The organism is Desulfosporosinus metallidurans, from assembly GCF_001936615.1.
GTDB lineage: Bacteria > Bacillota > Desulfitobacteriia > Desulfitobacteriales > Desulfitobacteriaceae > Desulfosporosinus > Desulfosporosinus metallidurans.
This window is the reverse complement of sequence record NZ_MLBF01000008.1, coordinates 30,263-48,174: the sequence shown is the minus strand read 5'-3', so window position 1 is coordinate 48,174 and position 17,912 is coordinate 30,263. Positions and strand designations below refer to the sequence as shown.

Annotated in this window: 14 protein-coding genes; 12 read left to right on the top strand and 2 right to left on the bottom strand. The window is 43.4% G+C overall.

All coding sequences use genetic code 11. The features are described from left to right. Positions 1-88: 88 nt before the first annotated feature. The gene (locus tag DSOL_RS07465) at positions 89-397 is read right to left on the bottom strand and encodes a DUF6506 family protein (protein ID WP_045572942.1); all 309 of its coding nucleotides are present in this window, start codon (positions 395-397) and stop codon (positions 89-91) included. Between the two features lie 352 nt (positions 398-749). Between DSOL_RS07465 and DSOL_RS07460 the strand changes: the two genes are divergently transcribed. Together DSOL_RS07460 and DSOL_RS07455 are read left to right on the top strand one after the other, a co-directional pair. Then, complete coding sequence (locus DSOL_RS07460; protein WP_235838732.1) at positions 750-1,808, top strand: lipoate--protein ligase family protein; 1,059 nt, start codon at positions 750-752, stop codon at positions 1,806-1,808. Beyond that, positions 1,784-2,896, top strand: coding sequence for a geranylgeranyl reductase family protein (locus DSOL_RS07455; RefSeq protein WP_045572943.1), 1,113 nt, complete (start codon positions 1,784-1,786; stop codon positions 2,894-2,896). The genes DSOL_RS07460 and DSOL_RS07455 overlap by 25 nt, the downstream gene beginning before the upstream one ends. A 33-nt stretch (positions 2,897-2,929) precedes the next feature. On the opposite strand, the gene DSOL_RS07450 is transcribed toward DSOL_RS07455, so the two are convergent. Next, a complete protein-coding gene (locus DSOL_RS07450) occupies positions 2,930-3,976 on the bottom strand; it encodes a lipoate--protein ligase family protein (RefSeq protein ID WP_075364243.1) in 1,047 nt (348 codons plus the stop codon). Positions 3,977-4,466: 490 nt separating this feature from the next. Between DSOL_RS07450 and DSOL_RS07445 the strand changes: the two genes are divergently transcribed. From DSOL_RS07445 to DSOL_RS07400, 10 genes are all read left to right on the top strand, one after another. After that, a complete protein-coding gene (locus tag DSOL_RS07445) occupies positions 4,467-6,437 on the top strand; it encodes a sigma-54-dependent Fis family transcriptional regulator (protein ID WP_075364242.1) in 1,971 nt (656 codons plus the stop codon). Positions 6,438-6,605: 168 nt separating this feature from the next. Then, complete coding sequence (locus DSOL_RS07440) at positions 6,606-8,480, top strand: sigma 54-interacting transcriptional regulator (protein WP_075364241.1); 1,875 nt, start codon at positions 6,606-6,608, stop codon at positions 8,478-8,480. A gap of 392 nt (positions 8,481-8,872) precedes the next feature. Then, positions 8,873-9,649 (top strand): glucose 1-dehydrogenase, encoded by a 777-nt coding sequence (locus tag DSOL_RS07435; RefSeq protein WP_045572947.1) that lies wholly within the window; start codon positions 8,873-8,875, stop codon positions 9,647-9,649. Positions 9,650-10,168: 519 nt separating this feature from the next. Then, positions 10,169-11,323 (top strand): hypothetical protein, encoded by a 1,155-nt coding sequence (locus DSOL_RS07430; protein ID WP_427854383.1) that lies wholly within the window; start codon positions 10,169-10,171, stop codon positions 11,321-11,323. Positions 11,324-11,437: 114 nt separating this feature from the next. Continuing rightward, the gene (locus DSOL_RS07425) at positions 11,438-12,496 is read left to right on the top strand and encodes a 2,3-butanediol dehydrogenase (protein ID WP_045572949.1); all 1,059 of its coding nucleotides are present in this window, start codon (positions 11,438-11,440) and stop codon (positions 12,494-12,496) included. Positions 12,497-12,777: 281 nt separating this feature from the next. After that, positions 12,778-13,164 (top strand): Lin0512 family protein, encoded by a 387-nt coding sequence (locus DSOL_RS07420; RefSeq protein ID WP_045572950.1) that lies wholly within the window; start codon positions 12,778-12,780, stop codon positions 13,162-13,164. A gap of 13 nt (positions 13,165-13,177) precedes the next feature. After that, positions 13,178-14,140 (top strand): pyruvate dehydrogenase (acetyl-transferring) E1 component subunit alpha, encoded by a 963-nt coding sequence (gene pdhA / locus DSOL_RS07415; RefSeq protein WP_045572951.1) that lies wholly within the window; start codon positions 13,178-13,180, stop codon positions 14,138-14,140. 24 nt (positions 14,141-14,164) lie between these two features. Then, positions 14,165-15,139 (top strand): alpha-ketoacid dehydrogenase subunit beta, encoded by a 975-nt coding sequence (locus tag DSOL_RS07410; protein WP_045572952.1) that lies wholly within the window; start codon positions 14,165-14,167, stop codon positions 15,137-15,139. Positions 15,140-15,231: 92 nt separating this feature from the next. Continuing rightward, positions 15,232-16,263 carry an ATP-NAD kinase family protein gene (locus tag DSOL_RS07405; RefSeq protein ID WP_075364239.1) on the top strand — a complete coding sequence of 344 codons (1,032 nt, stop codon included), beginning with the start codon at positions 15,232-15,234 and terminating at the stop codon, positions 16,261-16,263. Between the two features lie 49 nt (positions 16,264-16,312). Continuing rightward, positions 16,313-17,905 carry a 2-oxo acid dehydrogenase subunit E2 gene (locus DSOL_RS07400; RefSeq protein WP_075364238.1) on the top strand — a complete coding sequence of 531 codons (1,593 nt, stop codon included), beginning with the start codon at positions 16,313-16,315 and terminating at the stop codon, positions 17,903-17,905. Positions 17,906-17,912: the final 7 nt, after the last annotated feature.

Genomic DNA, 17,912 nt, shown 5'->3' with positions numbered 1-17,912 from the left:
AAGTATTAATCCCCATTATATAACTAATAGGTAGAGGTGTAAATAAATCCTGTGAACATTAGTGATTTATCCTCACAGCCCTTGGTGGTTAAGTTTGGAATAGATCATCCCCGCTTTTTCCGCTCAACCCGGGGTGGCAATCAAATCGTACTGTACCCACTGGGATTTTATGTTCTACAGCTTCAACAATTTTTGCCGTTCCAATGTTACCAAATCCTCCGCATAATTCCAACGCCTGAACTCCTTCAGTAACCAGTTGTTGTGCAAGATGAACAGCTTCTTGGTAATTTTGGACTCCCCGTATAAGTAGGGTAACCTGTGGGGTTTGAATCTCCGCTTGATGTTGTGAAGGGTTGGCTTGAGGTGCAAGAAAAATAAAGGCGGCTTTTAATGACAATTAAATCACATCCTCTCCATACTTAAATTTAGTTTGAGATTCACAGAGTAGAACAGGAAAACAAGCAGCAACCTGTGATAACTATAATAAACATGCAATTCATATGCCAAGAAGTTTCATTGGGCTTGGCATATGAATTGCATTCATAGAAATAAAAAAGATATAGGGATGAAAATAAAAAAAGAAGATAATGCCGACCTTCGTACTATCCGAAGGCTAAAATTGGCTAAATTACAACGTGTCTTAATAAAAAGAGGCACTATTCACTGTTCGATTTTCGTCCACTGTTCGAAAATCGAACAGTGGACATGATCAACAAACATCTAAATCAAAATAAAGGAGGACTTTAGTGATGATGAATTGGCGACTAATTGACAATAATCCATTAAATTCGGCCGACCACATGGCTTTGGACGAGGTCCTGCTTGCTTCCCGAAGCGCAGGAAAATGCCCGAATACATTGCGGTTTCTCCAATTTTCTCCCCGTTGTGCGCTATTGGGTTTACATCAAGCGGTAGAGTTAGAAATTGATGAAGAATATTGTCGGAGAGAAAATATTGAAATCAACCGTCGTATCACAGGAGGGGGAGCAATTTTTTGGGGATCGTCCGAACTAGGATGGGAAATATATGCGGGTAAGGATTGGCTGGCGGGAAGAAATCTCGATGAGGTTTATAAGTTGCTGTGTGACGTTATGGTCAAAGCTTTAGCCGATCTTGGTGTAAAGGCAACGTTCCGGCCCCGTAACGATATTCAAGTTGGTAATCGTAAGATCTGCGGTACAGGGGGAGCCGAATTAGGCAATGCCTTTATCTTCCAATGTTCTTTACTCGTTGATTTTGACGTTGAGAGCATGGTCAAGGTACTTAAAATTCCAATGGAAAAAATAAGTGATAAGAATATTATCGCGGTAGAGGACCGGGTAACGTGGCTTAAAAGAGAGCTTGGTCAGGTTCCGGATATGTCCAAGATTAAAGAAGCGATTTGTGCGGCATTTGCATCTGTTATGGATATGCAATTTATTAGAGACGAACTTAATCCATGGGAAGAGGCATTATTTCGAGAGAAGAGAATGTATTTCCATTCTCCTGAATGGATTTATAAAGTTAGTTTACCAACTGAGGCGGGAGAAATAAAGGAAGCTTGCCTTAAAACACAAGGCGGATTAATCCGGGTGGTTGCCAAGACGGAGTTAAAGGCACGAGTTTTGAAGAGCGTATTACTTAGCGGGGATTTCTTTACCCATAATCCGTCAGTCATTTTTGAGCTTGAGGCCCGCTTAAAGGATTGTCCCCTGGGAGGGGACAAAATTGAGGAGATAATCAGGTCTTATTTTAAGGATTACCCGGATCAAATTCCCGGTGTAAGTGCTCAGGACGTGGAGTCATGTGTGCGCAGAGCCTTAAGATGAACGCTGAGTTTGAAATTGACGAGCTTCCTATTTTGGCTAATGCAGATGTTGTAGTAATCGGAGCTGGCCCAGCAGGTAGCTCCGCAGCGGCTACAGCGGCTGCCGGTGGGGTTTCGGTGTTGATGTTAGACAAAAAAGAACAAATAGGTTTACCAGTTCAATGTGCAGAGTATGTACCATTGAGTTTAGCTGCAGAAGTACCTGTTCCAGCGGATTGCATAGCTCAAAGGGTGGAAGGTTTCGTTACCTATATTCATCGAGAACAAGTGGCTCAAACACGGGCACCTGGTTACATACTCAACAGGGATGTCTTTGATCGTTATTTAGCTGAGAGAGCGGTTCAATCTGGGGTTAAGTTATTTACTAAAGCACGGGCAGTAGCGGTTACGGATCAGGGTGTTTTAATCAATAAGCAAGGAAAATTATCCGTGGTTAAAGCGGGGATTATTATAGGTTCGGAAGGACCTAAATCCGTGGTAGCCCAGGCAATACACTGCCCACCTCAAATTTTAGCCTATGCTAAGCAAATCACGGTCAAGTTAAGGAAAAGGGCGCAATGGGCTCAAATTTACTTTAGTCCATCCATTCCCGGCGGATATGCTTGGCTCTTTCCTAAAAATGATCTGGCAAATGTCGGGGTTAGCATTGATTTAAGTTTAGGCGGCAGTGTAGCAACCGCTTTAGCAGAATTTCAACAATATTTATTCAAAGAAGGGGTGATTAGTGAAGAAGTGATACGAACGACTGGTGGAGCGATTCCTATCGGAGGACCCCGGTTAAGGATGCAACAGAAAAACATAATGTTAGTTGGGGATGCGGCAGGACATACTCATCCTATCAGTGGAGAGGGGATTTTCCCAGCAATAGTGGCTGGGAAAATCGCGGGTTCTTTAGCAGTTGACAGTATTCGAACGGGAGACATTAACGTGTTGACACAGTATCCTCGGCAGTATTTGATAAGATTTGGGGAATTTATACAAAGGGGTTTTAAAAGAAAAGTAGAATATAATACCAATTGGGAAAAGACAGATTTTTCTGTCTTAGTACGAAAAACTTGGTTTGCATTCCCAGAGTACTTTGAAACTTAGATTGGTAGTTTAACCGTCATACTGAAGGGATCATCACGCAGTTCCAGCAGCGTTTTTCCCGCTTAGGGTAAGGGCAAGATTTTTTGCCTGAAAGGGGTTTAAGACATGTGCTTCCATACAAGCTTCATTTAATGTATTAAAATCTATCTTTTTTCCGAGGAGGGAGTATTCCAACCGCCGCAAACGTAGGGGAGGGATTAAGCGATTGGAGTCACTTATGGTTAATTTGGTAATACATTGACCAGCGAGGACTAAACGGCATGTCAGGTCAGTACCATCAAGAGAGACTTGGTATTCTCTGATATAACAGTTTTCCGCTACTTTAATCTCCCGATAGAGGAGGCGACGCCCGGCTTCCATGAGCCATTCCGTGGATTGAAACATAGGGGTGAGTTTGCGGATTTCTTCAAGGACCTGATTGTCTAGTTGGGTTGAAGTAAGCGAGAAGGCTCCGGTGAAGTTGATTTTGAGCCTTTCGATAACTTCCTCTTTACATACGGCTCTCCCCATTTCCGACTGCAATGTCGTGAGGTTTGCTTGCATTTGATGTAAATACTCCTGGCGGAAATCCTCTGATGGGACACGGATAATAGAAGACATAACCTCAAAATTGAAATCCATTAGAATATTCCCAACTAAGACATTACACTCTCCGATTTGACCTGCGCCGTTGCCAGAAATCTTTTTGGAGTTAATAATTAAGTCACAAGGTGAACGTAACTCTGCTGCTAAGTTGAAATCTCTAAGCGTTTGTACTACTGGTTCGAGGAGCTTCCTGTAAAACCGCTCCCGGTTGATGGGGATGTCTGGATTTTTCCGGTGAAGAACAATTTGGAAAAAAATCTGCCTGTGATCTAAATAGACTAATCCGCCTCCAACTTCGCGACGAAATAGGGGGATCCCGAATTCTTTACAAGCTTTTAAATCGACTTCACTGGGTATATCCTGATGGAACCCTGCACAGACATAAGGTGTTGCCGGGGTACAGAGTATTAACGCCTCCCGGTTTAGGTGGGCAAGAGCGTGATAAATAACCTGTGATTCAAACCAAGTCACTAGGTTAAGATTGTAAAATTCCATAACGAGTACTCCTAACAGTGAATTTTGCGTTCATAAACTTCTTAATGCAAATTCTATGCCAAGAAAAAATTGCAGAGTATGTGGCACAAGTTGAAGACTTGGCATCAATTCTTTGCACATTTGACGAAACAAGATAAACTCTGGCCGCGTGAAATAGAGAAAATGCAAGCGAAATAAGACTTTGTAAACAATTCCCTCTTCTTCGAAACAAAGTATCGTATAATAAAGGCGTAATTATTTTATTAAATAATTTGTGTTTGGGATTTTTTTGACTTTTTCTGTGAGAACTGATTTTAGTGTTGTTCACTCTCCAATAGTAAAGTCTTGGATTGATGTGCTAGGGACGGGGTCAACCCGAAGGATGGTAGTGGCCAACATTTTAGAATACATAAGTTTAAGGCATCGATGGAAAAAACCAGAAATTGAAGGTAATGGTTTTTTCGAGTCTAAAACCATTCGTGAGCAGAAAAGGTTTTAGGAGGGGCTTAAGATGTCCAAGCAATCCATAAAATGTGTAGAAGATTCGTTAGGGGCATGGAGAAACTTTATCGAGGGCGGCATGGGTGATGCAACGGTTACACGCTCAGAGATCCTTGAATCATGGTATCGCTGTAAGAAACTTGGCATAAACCCCTATGATGGTAAAGGTAAGGACACGTTGGACCACGAAAAGTTGCAACAACTAATCAATCATAACTCTAGATTAGTAGAGGTAGCCAAACCTTTCATGCATACCGTTTACCAAAGTGTAAAGGGTTCGGGATTCATGGTCGTGATTACAGACAAGGAAGGGAGGATTTTGCACACTTGCGGCGATTCTGGGATATTGGACAAGGCTGCAGGTACAATTCGGTTTATAAAGGGTACAAACTGGTCAGAACAGGCCGTTGGGACTAACGCGATCGGAACAGCGTTGGCCATCAATAAAGCCATTCAAATTTCAGGGTCTGAGCACTTTTGCCAATCGCATCATTGCTGGACGTGTTCTGGAGCACCGATTCATAATTCTCTCGGGGAGATTATCGGATGCTTTGATATCTCCGGCCCCGCCGAATGTGTGTATTCTCATACATTGGGTATGGTTGTAGCGGCGGTAGAAGCCATAGAAAATCAATTGCGGAAGGAAATAATCCAGGAGGAAAAGAACCGAGCATATGAATTATTGAGTGCAGCAACAGAGAGCGTGACTGAAGGCTTGCTGGCCGTGGACAATGAAGGCCGGATTATTCATATCAATCAGGCTGCCCAAAAAATGTTCGGCTTGAGCGAAAAAATAGAGACAGGCCAACTTTTGAAATCGATCCTCGGCCCTAACGAGAAGTTCAGTGAAATGGCTAACCAACTTCTCTGGAAAACGGATGTGGAAATTGTGCACGAACAAGGACGGGACCGAATCCATTGTACATGTTCAGCCCGTCCATTTTCTAAGAAAGATGGCTCAATTGCTGGTGTGGTGTTTACCTTGCGGGAAATTAATAAGGTTCGCCGTTTGGTAAACAGGATGGTAGGAGCTACTGCCCGTTTTTATTGTAAGGATATTGTAGGGGAATCTAAAGTGATAAAAAGTGCCTTGAAATTAATTTCTATCGCCGCGAATTCCCGTTCAAACGTTCTTTTGACAGGAGAAAGCGGTACGGGGAAGGAATTATTTGCCCAAGCGATCCACAATCATAGCGGTCGCTCGGAGGGGCCGTTTGTCGCAGTCAATTGTGCAGCTCTGCCACGAGAACTAATCCAAAGTGAACTTTTCGGTTATAATGAGGGAGCCTTTACTGGAGCAAGGCGAGGGGGAAATCCAGGAAAGTTTGAATTGGCCAATGAGGGGACCATCTTTTTAGATGAAATCGGTGATATGCCCATCGAATTGCAGGTGAACCTTTTGCGGGTATTACAAGAACGAAAAGTGACCAGGGTTGGAGGAGACAAAGAAATTCCGGTTGATGTGCGCATCATAGCTGCTACCAACAAGAATTTGCTCAAGGATATTGATGAGGGACGCTTTCGCCAGGATTTATTCTACCGTTTAAATGTATTTAGCATTCATATCCCTCCTTTAAGGGAAAGGGAAGAAGATATCGAACTCCTGACAATGTATTTGATTAGAGTTTTTTCGGAGAGCCTGGGCAAACAGATTAAAGGAGCAGAAACGGAATTTTTACAGGCAATCAGAAATTACTCTTGGCCTGGGAATGTCAGGGAATTGCAAAATGCCGTGGAGTTCGCCATTAATATAGCTGAAGAAGATTATCTTACCGTTAAAGAATTGCCTCGTACTGTTGTTAGCTATCCACGGTCGGCAAGAACTGAAGGCGATGTTATTTCTTTGTTGGAAATAGAACGGATTGCCGTTGAATCCACTCTGAACCAGTTTAACGGTAATATTACGCAAACTGCCAAAGCTTTAGGAATCGGACGCAATACTTTATATGACAAGCTAAAAAAGTTAGGGGTCAGAGTTTAGACGGTTAACAAGTGCATTAGTCCACACCATGGACTAATGGGGCGTAAGCTAGGTCTTTCAAATTAAAGACATTTGGAATAGGAAATAATAATTATGTTATAAAAAACAGAATAGTACAAAAAATAGCTTCTTTTTACAGTGGGATTTTTTTACAAGGAGGAAATATTAATGGATTTTAACGGGGAGGAAATTAATTTACTGGATGTTATTGACTTAGAATTTTTGCAGCAGTTTCAGGACACTTTTTCTCGTGTTACAGGTGTTGCCGCTTTAACATTTGATAAGAATAACAACCCAGTGACTCAGCCGATAAATTTTATTGATATTTGTATGAAGTATAATCGAAGCTGCTCTGAAGGTTTGAAACGTTGTGAAATTAGTGATAAGAAAGGCGCTGAAGAATCAACCAGAACCGGAAAGCCTGCGGTGTACCACTGTGAAAATGGCATGGTTGATTTTGCCGCTCCTATAATGCTGAACGGCGTACGAATCGGAGCAATCCTGGGAGGACAGGTCTTAGCAGAGCAACCGGAAAAGGAAAAATTTATAAAACACGCCGAAGTGCTTGGAGTAGATCCTAATGAGTATTTAGAAGCTTTAAATAAAGTCAAAATTATTCCGGAAGAAAAAATAAAGGAAGCAGCAAATTTACTTTATTTGGTAAGTTCAAAAATTTCAAAAATGATAGAAAATCAGTTACGCAAGGAAGAACTTCAAGAGGAAAAAAACCAGGCTTACGAATTGTTGGCTGCCGCGACCAGTAGCGTTACGGAGGGATTGATGGCCGTAGACAACGATGGAAAGATCATTCATATTAATCCAGCAGCTTATACCATTATGAGATTGTCTGACAAAGATGTCGTTGGCAAACCATTGAGTTTGATTCTTGGTCCTAACAATAAATTTAGTGAAATAGCCAAAAACTGCATCTGGAACACTGATGAAGAAATTGTCCTGGATCAAGGCGGGGAGCGCATTCATTGCACAAGTTCTTCCAGGCCGATTTTGAAGGAAAACTGTACAATCGCTGGCGTAGTGTTTACGTTGCGGGAAATAAGAAAGGTGCGTAGTTTAGTCAACAGAATGGTAGGGGCAACTGCCCGCTTTACCTGTTTAGATATTATCGGGGAAAGTGAGGGAATGAAGAAAGCATTTAAGCTGATCTCGGTTGCGGCTAATTCCCGTTCCAATGTATTACTTACAGGTGAAAGTGGAACTGGTAAAGAGCTGTTTGCCCAAGCGATCCACAATCATAGCGGTCGCTCGGAGGGGCCGTTTGTCGCAGTCAATTGTGCAGCTCTGCCACGAGAACTAATTCAAAGTGAACTATTTGGTTATAATGAGGGAGCTTTTACCGGGGCTAAGCGGGGAGGAAATCTTGGTAAGTTCGAACTTGCCAATGAGGGGACCATCTTTCTGGATGAAATCGGGGATATGCCCATAGAATTGCAAGTAAACCTTTTACGGGTCTTACAGGAACGGAAAGTAACGAGGGTTGGTGGAGAAAAGGTAATTCCTGTTAACGTCCGGATTATTGCAGCGACCAACAAGGATCTGATGAGGGCCGTCGAGGAAGGACGTTTCCGAGAAGATTTGTATTACCGCTTAAATGTATTAAACATTCACATCCCACCCTTAAGGGAGAGAGGGAAAGATATTGACCTCTTAACCATTCATTTAATAAACATTTTCTCAGAAAACTTGGGTAAAGAGATCGGTGGAGCTGAGCTGGAGTTTTTCGAGGCCATTCGTAATTATTCCTGGCCTGGGAATGTAAGAGAATTACAAAATGCGGTGGAATATGCCATGAATGTGGTTGAGGGGGAATATCTCAGTGTTACGGATTTACCCCGCAGTATACATCGGCAGCCGAACTTTCTGCAAGAGGTGGGGGAGGTCATCTCATTAACAGAAATAGAGCGGATTACTGTTGAGTCAACATTAAACCGGTTTAATGGCAATATTACCAAAACGGCAAAAGCTTTAGGAATTGGACGCAATACGTTATATGACAAGTTGAGGAAGTTGGGGGTTAGAGCATAGAATGGATTTAACACTCTTGACGTGAATGAAGTGCCCGGAAAGCGAACACTGTTCGTTTTTTGGGCATATTTTATCGTCTTTAATGGGGAGTTTGCTACGACGATCGATTTGTTGAATGATTGGCGGCCTTCTGCAGAACCCGTGTTCGTTATTTGGTCAATTTTTTGAAAGTACATAATGTAGGAGATAGTGCCCACCGAAGAGAAGTTATAGGCCTTTTTTTTTGGAATGAATGGTTTGGCATGGAACTTGCGTTAACATCCATTAACTAGCCGGAAAGGGGGGAGTAATTAGTGCTGGAGGACAAGGGTATTTAGGGGCGAGAAATCATGGATTAACTATTACTTTTTTAAGAGTTCTGAAGACTGCGAGGAATGAGGGAGGAAATGAACATGAAGCTGAAGGGTAAAGTGGCCATTGTCACCGGGGCAGGGAGGGGTATCGGGAGAGGAATTGCTATACGATTAGCGCAAGACGGGGCTGAAGTGGTGGTCAACGATATCAATAGTGAGACGGTGAACAAGGTAGTAAAAGAAATTGAAGCATTGGGGAGAAAAGCGTTAGCAATCGTAGCTGATGTCAGCAACGGGCCGGCGGTTTACGCAATGGTAGAAAAGGTAGTAGCGGAATTTGGTAAACTGGACATAATGGTAGCTAACGCTGGCATTGCTCAAGTTAAACAGGCTATCGAGATCACAGAAGAGGACTGGGACAGGATTTTCGCCGTAAATGCTAAAGGAATATTTTTATGCGACCAGGCTGCAGCCAAGCAGATGATCAAGCAAAAGAGAGGAAAAATAATTAATTGCGCTAGCATAGCCGGGCATTCCGGGTTTGGCCTGTTGTCTTCCTACAGCGCTACCAAATTTGCGGTAGTGGGATTTACCCAGGCTTTAGCCAAAGAACTGGGGCCTTACGGAATTAATGTCAATGCCTATTGCCCGGGGATCGTTGGTACCGATATGTGGGATCTAATCGACGAGAAGATGGGTATTTACCTAGATTTGCCTAAAGGGGAAACATTGAAAAAATTCTCAGAACTCATAACTCTCGGTCGGGTGGAGACGCCAGAGGATGTCGCTTGCTTGGTTTCATATTTGGCGTCTGCTGATGCCGACTATATGACGGGTCAAGCCATTAATATTTGTGGTGGCGTTATAATGAGTTAACATATAGGTTAAGTTAGCTACTATGTAGTTTCTCGGCTGAGAGGTTAACGTTTTTCATAGGTCAGCTTTTTGAGCAACCTTAATGTGACTCAAGAATAGGCCAGAAGGAAACAAAAGTGCCTGGGAAGCGAACTGCGTTCGTCTTTAAGTACTTTCTGTTTTCATGCCAAGGGATAAGGAGAAGGGACAAGGTAATCGGACGCAATACTTTATATGACAAACTAAAAAAGCTAGGGGTTAGCAAGTGCTCGGGGAACGAACATACTGTTCAGTTCCCGGGCACTTGTTTTTAGGGATAGTATACAAAAAGCTGAACATACCTTAATTAAAATAGTATTGTTTAGAGGTATTTCAAAAGATCGATAAAATTAAACTTTGGCACAAAATTTGCAATATATTGAAAACTGGCTGGCCAAATTGATAATTAGGGGGTATTTCGCGAGAAAGCATTAAGCCATCGGAGATTTTTTTGGAACAATTGTAATGGAGAGTTGGAAAGAAAGGCAATTTAATTGGGAGGTGTATGGGTTGGATACTTCAACCAATGCGGCAGGGAAGGGCGGTGAGATTATTAGCGCCAAGAAACAATTTGGTTTATCCGTTAATCCGATCACGTTTGCACTGGCGCACCTAACAATAATTCTGGTAGTTAGTCTTGTGGTTTGGAATTTGTTTGCGGATCCAAAGCAAGGCATATGGAAACTGTACCCACAGCCCTTTGGTGCTGTCATGTTCTGGTTCATTTTAGAGGTTGTATTCCTGGCATTTAATGGTGAGCTATGGCCCTTTCATCGCTTAAAGCAACCTCTATCAGGATTAGTTACATTTGTTACCGGCGCAGTTTTAGCTTTTCTAACAGTGGGAATACTCGTTTTCGGCATCGGAAGTTATGAACCGGCTTTTAATCCAAGCGGAGCAGGTTGGACGGCAACCGGCATGATTGTCCTAATGGGTTTTTACTTTTTCGGTATCTTACCAACAAACATGGGGCATTGGCCATGGGTGGATTTAGGGCTAAAGCAGCCATGGGTCGGGATTATAGAGTTCTTTGAAGGGTTTTTCCTGGCGTTTTTGGGTTATCTGATATTAATTTATCCGAGCGTAGCCAGTTGGTCCCAGAGCGGAAAAGTGATTCTTCCATTGGTCACAGCGGTTGGCTGGTTTTATTCAGTTATTGTCTCTTGGCTTACGACAGCTAATGCCTTAGATAACTGGCCGTGGAGCCAATTGGGTTCAAGAGCCAAAACTGCTCTGGTATCACTCTTCGGCAACTTTGTCATCGGTACAGGTATTTATTTCTTGTTTTTGGCTATCCTTAAAAATTTCCTGATCCCTGTTGAGGCTCAGAAATCTCTTGGAGTTGCGATTACAATGTGGCCAGCTCAATTAGGGGTTTGTATCTTGTTTTGGGTCTTAACGTGGTCGACAGTTTTTGACAATCAACCTCTAAATACCGTCTCGAAAAAGGTTATCAGAGTGGTGATTACTTACGGCCTGGGGCTGATAACATTTTTGGTTTATACCCGGTGGTTTGCGATTTCGGTACTGCATGAAGCTGAGATCAGCAAAGGATTCGGTGGAGATCCTTTAACGTGGATAGATTTAATGATTTTAGTTATGTTGATTTATGCCGTATATTTCGGTTCTTATGGCTTAATCAAAAAGAACAAATAAGGTTTGAAATTTTTAAAGCTTGTTCATTTTTAGTAAACTTGGGCTTTTTAAACAGAGCATCCAAAGTATTTCGAATATTGGAGAATAACTATATTTTTAAAGGAGAGATAATCAATGAAAGCAGCAGTGTGGTATGGAAGAAAAGATGTTCGCGTTGTGGATGTACCGGAGCCACCTACACCGGGTGAAGGGTGGGTAAAAGTAAAGGTTAAATGGTGTGGAATTTGTGGTTCCGATCTCCATGAATACTTAGCTGGGCCAATTTTCATTCCTGTTTCAGCGCCAGATGCGCTAACAGGTAGTAAAGCACCAATTATTCTTGGACATGAATTTTCCGGAGAAGTGGTAGAAATCGGCCCAGGAGTAAAAAATGTTCAGGTGGGAGATCGGGTTGCACCTGATGCATGCCAAGTGTGTTGGGAATGTTATCATTGTAAACGCATGAATTACAATATGTGCGAAAAATTGGCGTTTACTGGGTTGATGACGGATGGTGCCTTTGCAGAATATGTCAATGTACCAGCCTATACGATATATAAAATTCCGGATGATATGTCCTACGAAGTAGCAGCCGTAATCGAGCCGATAGCTGTTGGGATCCATGCAGTTCGAATGGCACCTGTTATCGAAGGAGATATAGTCGTTGTCCTGGGCGGGGGAACAATCGGGCTCGCGACATTACAAGCTGCGAAGGCAGCTGGAGCTAGTAAAGTTTATGTGATTGAAATGGCTAAGGCTAGAAAAGAATATGCTTTAAATATGGGGGCAACGGCAGTCTTCGATCCTAGAGAAGTAGACGTTGTCGCAAAGATCAAGGAGCTTACCGACGGATTAGGAGCGGATATTACCTTCGAATGTATCGGGAATGAGAAGACAGCACCACTGGCCATACAATTGGCAAGAAAAAGCGGTAAAGTTGTCATGGTAGGTATCTTTGAACGTGAGAGTACGTTTAACTTTTTCGAGGTTACCGCTAATGAAAAACACATTATAGGATCCTTGGCCTATAATGGAGAGTTTAGTACGGCGATTGCTTTAATGAATGATGGCCGGATTCAGGGAGAACCCATGATTACGGGAAAAATTAAACTCGATGATATTATAGAAAAGGGATTTGAAGAACTGGTAAACCGGAAAGAGGTAAATATCAAAATATTGGTCTCACCGAGCTAAGCGATACAACTCGTCTGAAAAAGCGCCTGGAATATCTAGGCGTTTTTCTATTGAGATTTCTAAAACGTTGTTCGAAGATCGAACGAATGTTCAATTCGCGACCACTGGATGGATACAGGGCTAGTGAAGTGTTTAACGCTGCAGGTTTAAATGAATTGTCAAGAATCGTTCAAACAAGGTAGTTTCGCAGCTTTACATTAAATTTTTCATGAGAGTCTAGTTTGGCACATGGCTTGCGTATATATCATTTATTCGGATATTCAGAAGAGAAGGGGATAGGTATGAATCTAAAACGCTACATTATCGAATTAGGAGTTGGTACGGACTTGCATGGACAGGATGTGACGAAGGCAGCTACGAAAGCGGTGCGTGATGCCATTTCCAGGAGCTGTTTGTGTGGTCTTGTTGAGGTTTTTAACTTAAAAAATCTCAATGAAATGGTCGTAAAGGTTCATGTGGCTGCCCCTTATCCTGAATTGGTTCGGACGGAGGAGGTGTTAAATCAAATTCCGTTCGGTAGAAAGGATATCACGGTCAGCAAAGGAGGAATGGAAGTAGAGGGGATGTTAGTGCCTGGATTGGGCGATAGCGTTAATAGCATTTTGGTGGTTAATGTTTGTGTGACAGTTTATGTGGACTTGGACTGGAATCAAAACTTATTCGGATGAGGAGTGATATTAAGTGGCGCTTAATAAAGAACAAATGCTTGATTTATATCGTCAAATGCGTACGATCCGTGAATTTGAAGAAACAGTGGCTAACTTCTTTTCGCAGGGTCAAATTCCTGGCTTTGTTCACTTGTACATTGGTGAAGAGGCTGTGGCTACCGGAGTTTGTGCGAACTTAGAGAAACAGGATTATATTGCCAGCACCCACCGTGGCCACGGACATGCGATTGCTCGTGGAGCCTCGGTGAACAAAATGATGGCTGAGATTTTTGGTAAGATCGACGGATTCTGTAAAGGAAAAGGCGGCTCCATGCATATCGCAGATATAGAACTGGGTTTCCTAGGTGCAAATGGAATAGTGGGTGCGGGTCTACCTTTGGCGACTGGAGCAGGCTTTGCCCTTAAATATATGAAAAAGAATGGAGTCGCAATCTGCTTTTTTGGGGATGCAGCATCGAACAGAGGGACTTTCCATGAGTCCTTGAACATGGCGAGTATTCAGAAATTGCCGGTGGTGTTCGTCAATGAGAACAATGGGTACGGCATTTCTATGAGCCAGGCAAGGCATCAAAACATAAAGGACATAGCAGACCGGGCATCGGCCTACGGCATGCCTGGTGTGGTCGTTGACGGCAATGACGTTATGGCGGTCTACGAAGCGGCAGAAGAAGCTGTGAAGCGTGCCCGTGCGGGTGGAGGCCCCATCTTAATTGAATGCAAAACATATCGACATCATGGCCATTTTGAAGGGGATCCGACCGTATACAGGACCGATGAAGAAGTGAACGCATGGAAAGCAAAAGATCCTTTGCCACGGTTTGCGAGCCGTTTGCAAGAAATGAAAATGGCTACGGAAGCGGAAATTAAGCAAATCGATCTTGAAGTTAAAAAGATTATTGCTGATGCGGTTGAGTATGCTCAGAAGAGTCCTGTGCCTTCTCAAGATGAACTGTTGACCGATGTTTATTGCAATTAAGGAATTAGAAGGGGTGAGATTATTATGGCGGAAATGACATATTCTCAAGCAATTAATGAGGCTCTCCGTGAAGAAATGCGTAGGGATAAGAATGTGTATATTCTAGGAGAAGACGTTGGAGCATTTGGTGGGTGTTTTGGAGTAACAACTGGACTTATTGATGAATTTGGCCCGGAAAGAGTGTTGGATTCTCCGATCTCGGAGACCGCTATTATGGGTTCAGCTGTTGGAGCCGCTGTTGCGGGTTTACGCCCAGTGCCAGAAATCATGTTTGACGACTTTTTAGGTGTATGCATGGATGAGGTAGTAAACCAGACAGCAAAAATGCGTTATATGTTTGGTGGCAAAGCGAAGGTACCGCTGACATTAAGAATGGCCTGCGGTGCTGGAGTGGGCGCAGCGGCTCAACATTCTCAATGCCTAGAAGCATGGCTTTGTCATACTCCAGGACTTGTAGTCATTATGCCTTCGACGGCGGCAGATGCTAAAGGTTTGTTGAAAACTGCCATCCGTGATGATAATCCGGTAATGTTCTTAGAACACAAACTTCTCTATGGGGCAGGTGGGGAAGTTCCTGAAGGGGAGTATACAATTCCCATTGGCAAGGCGGATATCAAGCGGGAAGGAAAAGATGTCACAATCTTAGCTTATTCTATGATGCTTCATAAAGCGCTAGCGGCAGCGGAAACCCTAGCTCTAGACGGAATAGATGCAGAAGTGATTGATCCTCGGACACTTATCCCATTTGACAAGGAAACATTGTATAAATCCATAGAAAAAACTGGACGGTTGGTTATTGTGCATGAAGCTGTCAAACAAGGAGGATTTGGGGGAGAAATAGCAGCAATGGTTGCGGAAGAATGCTTTGATTCTCTCGATGCTCCCATTAAAAGGGTAGCAGCACCTTTTACTCCAATTCCTTTTGCATCTGGCCTAGAATCAGCCTATATTCCGGATGAGGCCAAAATCATTGATGCGGTGAAATCCGTTCTGGGATAAAATCTATTCTTTAGGATGTCTTCGTAAAGTAATTTCGCTTTTGAAGAAGGGCGGCCGTCCGTCCGGCCACCCTTAATCTTTGGTAGGAGGAGATGAACTTGATTGCAGGAATTATTGCAAATCCGGCTTCAGGAAAAGACATCCGACGTTTGGTGGCTCACGCCACTGTCTTTGATAATCTGGAAAAAGTTAATTTAATTCGGAGAATTTTGCTTGGGCTTCAAGCGGCTGGGGTTCAAAGGGTCTGGGTTATGCCGGACTATTTTAATTTTTATGAGCAAGCATTAGATTTCTTCATCGGTGAGAATCAGCTAACCATGGAAACAAAGCTCGTACCCATGAAGTGGAATGCGTGTCAAGAAGATTCACAGTTTGCGGCGGCTAAAATGGCAGAATTAGGAGTACGTTGTTTGATCACCCTGGGTGGTGACGGAACAAATAGGGTTGTAGCTAAAGGGGCCGGAGATGTTCCTATCATGCCTGTTTCCACAGGAACCAACAATGTTTTCTCGGTCATGTTGGAAGGCACTCTAGCGGGATTGGCAGCTGGTTTAGTTGCAACAGGAGTGGTAGAACGGGAATATTCTCTTCTCCGTACCAAAAAATTGATAATCCATCTCAATGGTAAAGCTGTAGATATAGCCTTAATCGACGCGGTTGTGCTCGAAGATCAGTTCATCGGTTCCCGGGCCATATGGGACATGGGTAAGGTCCGGCAGATTGTGGCAACACGTGGCGAGCCCTTTCATATAGGTATTGCGGCAATCGTCGGCGCTTTGCATCCTATCGATATGAGAGCAGCCGAGGGAATTAACTTAATCGTCGCAGCAAGTGGCGAGCAAATGCTGGACCAAAATCAAGGTTCTATAATTCAGGTAAAAGCGGCAGTAGCACCTGGTTTGATTCGATCAATTCCTGTTCGTTCACACGAATTAATGAGTCCCGGTCAGAAAGTAACTGTACGTCATCGCCCTTGTGTCATAGCACTCGATGGTGAAAGGGAAATTATTGTTGGCCCAGATGATTGTTGCGAAATAGAACTTGCGCAGACGGGTCCCTATGTGGTCGATTACAAAAGAACGTTAAAACGTGCTGCTGAAAAAGGTTACTTCATAAATCGTTGAACTTCTTTAAAACAAAGAAAATAAGCATAAAATTCAGGAGGAAATTAGAATGGCACATATTATGCTCATGCCTAAATTAGGCCTAACCATGAAAAAAGGAAAAATAGTGAGCTGGCTCAAAAACGAAGGGGAGACGGTTGCCCAAGGAGAGGCACTTTTAGAAGTGATGACAGAAAAGGTCAACATTAAAGTTGATTCACCTTATAGTGGAGTACTTTATAAGATCATTGGTGCTCCAGGCTCGAGTTTCCCGATTTCTGTTCCACTTGCTGTTTTAGCGGAAGAAGGGGAAGATGCCGCTTCTTTAGAAGGGGCTCTGGCAGAGGCGAAAAGTGTTCTACAAGCAGCACTAGCAGGTGGGAGTGGCGAAGGAGAGAAGAAGAAAGAAACAAAACCTGTTAAACCTTTTGGGATTTTTGCCAGTACTGGCAAGGTATCTCCTCGTGCGGCTAAACTCGCCGATAAAGAAGGCGTCGCAATTGGTTTAATTAATGGCAGCGGTCCAAACGGCAAGGTTGTTGAAGCAGATGTATTAAATTACATTCTTCAGGTCAAGGGAGAGACGACTTCTGAACTGCGTTCAATTGATCCTCTGAGCATGCGGGGTGTCATCGCGGAGCGTATGCTTAAGAGCCGGAGAGAGGCTGCCCATGTCACTCTCATGAAAGAAGTGGATATGACCTCATTGAAAGATGTACGGGAGCAATTAAACGAGTTGGGCGCGGACAAACGAGTTAAATTTTCCTTTACTGATTTCCTTGTTAAGTTTACAGGACAGGCTTTATCGGAATTCCCGCTGGTGAACTCGCGGAGCACCGAGAAGGAAATTGAATTAGCCAAATCGGTCAATGTTGGGGTAGCCGTCGCCTTGGAAGAGGGGCTTGTCGTTCCCAATCTGAAAAATGTTCCAATGCTTACCCTGGAACAGATTTCAGCCAAAATTAAAGACCTAGCAACGCGAGCACGCAATTCTGAACTCAATCCGGAGGAGATAGAACAAGGCACCTTCACGATTACCAATCTGGGAGCATACGGAGTGGAAGGGTTTACCCCCATTATTAATCGACCGGAAACCGCCATTCTCGGTGTAGGAACGATAAAACAGAAACCAATAATGGTCGATAGTCGCTTAGAAAACCGCTTTTTTATGACACTTAGCCTTTCTCTCGATCATCGAATCATCGATGGTTCACTCGCTGCAGAGTTTTTAGGCCGTCTTATAGAAATGTTGGAGAATCCCTATCCTTGGTTCCAGTTACATCCGCAAGGCAATGACGATCTTCTCATCAAGACCGGAGGCAAAGAAACACCTCACGACCTGTTGGGGGCGTTTTCAGGTGGGTTGGAAGAATTGAAAGAAGAAGCCCCAGAATTAGCGATTGGCTTCGAAAGCCTCATGGCTCCAGTCTTTTGCGAAGGGGAACTGGGGATCATGGAAAAAGAATTAATGGCGGTGGCCATCGCCATTTATGGGAAATGTGAGTACTGCATTGCCGCTCATGTTTATAATGCCATGAATGCCGGAGCATCTGGTGATCAAGTGCTGGAGGCAGCCGGAGTCGCTGTCGCTTTTGGAGGCGGCCCGGCAATGGCTTATACCGTAACAAAAGTTCGCGAATGCATCAAAGCTTTTGGCGGTTAAAGAAAGC

Bases quoted from the DNA above. Each gene is read 5' to 3' on its own strand.
- DSOL_RS07460 (WP_235838732.1), top strand. From the start codon at position 750: ATGATGAATTGGCGACTAATTGACAATAATCCATTAAATTCGGCCGAC.
- DSOL_RS07455 (WP_045572943.1), top strand. From the start codon at position 1,784: ATGTGTGCGCAGAGCCTTAAGATGAACGCTGAGTTTGAAATTGACGAG.
- DSOL_RS07450 (WP_075364243.1), bottom strand. From the start codon at position 3,976: ATGGAATTTTACAATCTTAACCTAGTGACTTGGTTTGAATCACAGGTT.
- DSOL_RS07445 (WP_075364242.1), top strand. From the start codon at position 4,467: ATGTCCAAGCAATCCATAAAATGTGTAGAAGATTCGTTAGGGGCATGG.
- DSOL_RS07440 (WP_075364241.1), top strand. From the start codon at position 6,606: ATGGATTTTAACGGGGAGGAAATTAATTTACTGGATGTTATTGACTTA.
- DSOL_RS07435 (WP_045572947.1), top strand. From the start codon at position 8,873: ATGAAGCTGAAGGGTAAAGTGGCCATTGTCACCGGGGCAGGGAGGGGT.
- DSOL_RS07425 (WP_045572949.1), top strand. From the start codon at position 11,438: ATGAAAGCAGCAGTGTGGTATGGAAGAAAAGATGTTCGCGTTGTGGAT.
- DSOL_RS07420 (WP_045572950.1), top strand. From the start codon at position 12,778: ATGAATCTAAAACGCTACATTATCGAATTAGGAGTTGGTACGGACTTG.
- DSOL_RS07410 (WP_045572952.1), top strand. From the start codon at position 14,165: ATGGCGGAAATGACATATTCTCAAGCAATTAATGAGGCTCTCCGTGAA.
- DSOL_RS07405 (WP_075364239.1), top strand. From the start codon at position 15,232: ATGAACTTGATTGCAGGAATTATTGCAAATCCGGCTTCAGGAAAAGAC.
- DSOL_RS07400 (WP_075364238.1), top strand. From the start codon at position 16,313: ATGGCACATATTATGCTCATGCCTAAATTAGGCCTAACCATGAAAAAA.